Here is a 4,547-nt window from a genome sequence, read left to right on the forward strand (position 1 = left end):
TTGCTGGGTATCTCGGAAGGGGTGTGCAGAGGCGTTTTCATTGCGGAAAACGCCCCATAGATACAGAAGCCCTACCCTTCACCTACAGGGAAAATGCTCTAGTCACGGCTGCGGCGGCCGCCCATCAACTGCAGGACCGCCATGAAGATGTTGATGCCGTCGAGGTAGATGGAGAGCGCAAGTGAGACCGCGGAAGCTCCGTCGCCGCCGGCACGGATGCGTGCAAAGTCTGCGACCGTGAGCAGTGAGAAGACACCGAGGGTCAACCAGCTATAGGTATCCGGCGTCATGAAGTGGAAGAACATGCTCGCGATGCCGGCGATCACCAGAAGTAGCAGGGCGGCGAGGCCGATGCCGGCGACGCGGCGATAGTTGATATTGAAGAGATACGCAACGCAGCCCATCACCGCCATGCCGCAACCGGTGGTGCCGGCGGCATTGAAGACGATCGTCGAGCCGAAAGCGCGGATGTAGCGATGGATCAGCGGGCCGATCTCCCAGCCCATAAAGTAGGCCAGGCAAAGGAATAGGCCGAGCGCCAGCGCCGGATTCCCGCGGCGAGCAAAGTTAATGGCGAAGATCAATCCAAAGACGGCGATGAAGCCGATAAAGCTTCCGCCGGCCGGAGCCGTGGCCACGCCGAAGGCCGTGATCAGGAAGCCAAGCGCTGTAATGCCAAGCACTTTGGCCAGCAGCGCGGAGGCACTCTCGCGCGGGACATCGATGACGGTGGGGTAGCTATTGCTCAAACGGTAATCGTTCATGGGCATATTTTTCTATTCCAGTCTTATTGGACGCCTTTCCGGGGAATTTGTCATGTGGAGATGCCCTGCCGCCGGGATGATGGTAAAACGGTTGCGCAAGAGAAAAGGAGCATCCGTGGAGACTGGAATCAGCCGTCGCAATTTTCTTATCGCCGGGGGAATGACCGCTTTAAGCGCAACTCGCGTTCTGGGAGCGAACAAAACATTGCGGCTTGGGGTGATTGGAGCCGGTGGCCGTATGCGCGGCCTGCTCGATGCGGCTGAAAGAACCGGAGTCCCCTTCGAGATAGTGGCGGTTTGTGATGTGTATGCACCCCGGTGCGAAGAAGTAAAGCAGAGGTCAAGAGCTGCCGACGCCACCGTGCATCATGACTTTCACAGCCTGCTCGATGACAAGACCATCGACGCCGTCATCATTGCGACTCCTGACCACTGGCATGTCCGTATCGCAGAGGCTGCTCTCGCCGGCGGGAAGGATGTGTATCTTGAAAAGCCGGTGACACACACGCTGGAAGAAGGCGCTGTACTGGTGAAAGCTGTTCGCTCCTGCAAGCAGATCTTGCAGTGCGGTACCCAGCAGCGGAGTTGGTCGCATTTCCGCAACGCCGTCAGCCTGATTCAGGGAGGGGCTCTGGGCCGAGTCACTCAGGTGCGAACCTACTGGTGGCAGAACTACGACGTAAGTTGGGTTCCTAAACCGGTCGATATTGCCCAACTCGATTGGAAACAATGGCTCGGCGGAGCGAAGGATCAGCCATTTGACCTGGAGAAGTTCAGCCGCTGGCGCTGGTTCTGGGACTTTGGCGGCGGCGCGATGACCGATCTCTTTAGTCACTGGATTGATGTTGTCCATTGGGCCATGAAGGCCAATGAGCCATCCATGGCGACGATGCTTGGCGATAAGCACGTCTTCACCCAGTGGGACTGCCCCGATACCATCCAGGCAGCCTTTCGCTATCCCGGCTTCGATGTTGTCTATGAGGGCATGATGAGCTCGTCGATCGATGACGGCGGGCTCGAGTTCCGAGGAACGGAAGCCACCCTGAAGCTCAAGCGTTCCGGCATGAGCTTGTGGCGAGAGAGTGTGAAGTCGAATGAGAATCCCGTGCTGAAGGAAGACAGCTTTGTGGACGGCACGGTCACGCATATGCGTAACTTCTTCGATTGCATCGTGAGTCGCCAGGAGCCGAACGCACCCGTCGAGGCCGGTATCGCGGCCGCCAACGCCGGGCATATCGGCAATCTCGCGTACCGCAAAGGCGGTATGACGACCTGGCCGGTGAAGGGAAGCGGAAAATAGAGATTCGGCGTTGCTCGATTACCAGAAGTAGGAGGCTTCGACCTTCGGTGTCCCCGGATGACCGTCGATAATCTGGGTGCTGAGCACGACTTCAAAGTTCGTCTTGTTGCCGGCGGATCGCATCGCATCCAGCAGCGGCGCCAGGTGTTCTGATTTGGTAAGAAACTCGCCTGCAGCGATGGTTCCGCCTCGTCCGATTCCGGCGACAATGACGGCTGGTCTTCCCGTCATGCCGTCAGTGAACCGCGCGGCGATGGCGTAATCTTTGTAGTTATTCGTCTCGAGCTGTTGGGTGCGATCGATGGTCCATGGTCTTGCGGATGGGGTGGCGCTGTCGACGATCTGGAACTGCGTCATTTGAGCATCGTTTGCAAAGTGGTATCGCAAGGGCTTCGTCAGCCGGAGTGTCCACGCATTGTCGAATGCGCCGACATAGATTCCCGGTCCGCTCCGAAGTTCACTTAGATTTGTGGCCTCATGGCCTTTTAGAATGTAGTTCTTCCCCTGGGCTTGAACGGCTGAGGCGACGCGCACAATCGCATCGAGATCGTCGATCACGACCGTCGAGAGCGTGTCATTCAGAACCACCTGGCGGCTGGGATCAGCAGCATCTCTCAGCGTAATAAAGGTGTATTTGTTCTGATCTGCGACGCAGAGGATGGCGCTCTCCGGCGTGTTGAGAACAGAACTCCAGAAACGCTGCACAGCCGATGCCCGTAAAGGGCGTGATAAGAAAAATCCGATGGCAAATCCCATAACAATGGTCGCTACAAGAACAGCCCAGAAACGCCGCGGAATCGAAGCCACGGAGGCATTTTTTCCCTCCCGTTCGGAGGCGGGGGAAGGGAGCATCTCCTCATCCGCTGCTTCGGGGAAGGGAGGCGCAGAGACTTCTTCGAGAACAGCGATCGATCCTTTTCCGTTGGGAAAAGGAAGAGCTGCTTCAGCGAGGGGCGAGCGACCTCCGTTCTGATGGGGAGGGATGAGGGGCGCCGGATTCATATCCATATTAACGGAGGCGATCAGGCGATATCCCGCCTTGGGGATGGTCTGGATAATCTGCGGGGAGCGGGCATCGTCTCCGAAGACGTAACGAATCTCGGAGATGCAACGGATCAGCGCGTCATCACCGACAAAAGTGTCGCGCCAGACGGCTTCAATCAGCTTGTCTTTCGAGCAGACTTTATCGCGATTGAAGGCAAGATACACCAGGACTTGCATCACCTTAGGTTCGAGGTGCCAGCTCTGGCCTTCCTTCTCGATGGTGTTGATCTGCGGCTGGACAAGCCAGTCATTGATGAAGAAATCGCCATCCACTATTGAGACCCTGTTTTCAGCGTCTACCGTACCGGCAACGTTATAGGACGGGGGAAGCCTGGGGCCGGAGACAGCGGAAGTGTACCAAAACTCTGCCGCCAGCCGGCAATTGCCTGAGGTTTTCCTGCTGAAGAGAAACCTCGGAGAAATATCGGCGCTCCGTCACGCGTTCGTGAGAGATGGATTGCTAGCTTTTTTCTGCTACGAGGAGCTTGATGGAACAGTCCTCGACGTCATAGCAGAACTTATTCAGCCTCACATCCCCCTCAGGGGCAATGCAAGCTAACCCTTCAAAAGGAGTACCTATGGCAGGCCTCAAACGCATCATGACCGTACTTCTCTGCTTCAGCTTGATCGAGATCACCATGCCTGTTCACGCGATGGCTGCTGTTCCTTCGTGGGGAGTCAACGGCCCCAACAGCAGGTCCATCAGTATCAATACGGTGTTCCAACTCCTGCAGGCGAGAGGGGTCAAAGATTACCGGTTTAATGTGAATATCACCACGGACACTGAATCCACCCTGGCTCCGATGGTGCACGATATGGTGACGGCGGCCAGTCAATACGGCATCACCCTTAAGCCGATCATTTTCACTGCCTTTCAATATGGAGACCCAACCGACGCCGGCAAGTATCCAGCCGGGGACGCCGCTGCCCTCTACGCGCAGGGATACAACCGCACGTACGGCTTTGTGAGTCAGTTCCGGAACGATATTCAGGAATGGGAGATGGGCAACGAGATCAACCTGAAGGTTACGGATTCGAGCGGTAACCGTTTGTTTGGCAAGGGATGGACCGCCGCCGAATTCGATACACCTCTCATGAATCAATGGGCGTCTGTTCTGAAAGGCATCTCCGATGCGATCGGCCAGATTAATCTCGAAAACGGTACGAGCCTTCGGCGAACCCTGAATACGACATCGACCATGTTCGGTTTTCTGGACTTTATGGCCTCGAAGGGTGTTGCCTTCGATGTGATCTCGTATCACTACTACGAAACGTACGGAACGAATCCTCATAATTACTGGGGAGGGGTGCGGCCGAACTTCGATCTGTTCCAGCAGCTCGCCACCTACAACCGGCCGGTGGTCTTCAACGAGGTGAATTGCGCCGAAATCTATCATTCTGACTTTGAAAACCAGGCGGGGCAGCCGGTAACGGAGAAC

The 4,547-nt window shown here is 56.4% G+C and carries 4 protein-coding genes; 2 read left to right on the plus strand and 2 right to left on the minus strand.

Annotation, left to right across the window (positions count from 1 at the left end):
• Window positions 1-98 precede the first annotated feature (98 nt).
• Window positions 99-764, minus strand: coding sequence for a Bax inhibitor-1/YccA family protein (locus AB4043_RS15785; protein ID WP_442301754.1), 666 nt, complete (start codon window positions 762-764; stop codon window positions 99-101).
• 115 nt (window positions 765-879) lie between these two features.
• Here AB4043_RS15785 and AB4043_RS15790 point away from each other — a divergent pair, with 115 nt between their 5' ends.
• Window positions 880-2,064, plus strand: coding sequence for a Gfo/Idh/MocA family protein (locus AB4043_RS15790; protein ID WP_442301753.1), 1,185 nt, complete (start codon window positions 880-882; stop codon window positions 2,062-2,064).
• 18 nt (window positions 2,065-2,082) lie between these two features.
• Here AB4043_RS15790 and AB4043_RS15795 read toward each other — a convergent pair whose 3' ends face one another.
• Entirely contained in the window at window positions 2,083-3,381 is a 1,299-nt protein-coding gene (locus AB4043_RS15795) for a winged helix-turn-helix domain-containing protein (RefSeq protein ID WP_442301752.1), read from the minus strand.
• A 305-nt stretch (window positions 3,382-3,686) separates the two neighbouring features.
• Between AB4043_RS15795 and AB4043_RS15800 the strand changes: the two genes are divergently transcribed.
• On the plus strand, window positions 3,687-4,547 hold an 861-nt coding region (locus tag AB4043_RS15800; RefSeq protein WP_442307477.1), incomplete at its 3' end, for a hypothetical protein.

It is taken from the genome of Terriglobus sp. YAF25 (assembly GCF_052113305.1).
Lineage (GTDB): Bacteria > Acidobacteriota > Terriglobia > Terriglobales > Acidobacteriaceae > Terriglobus.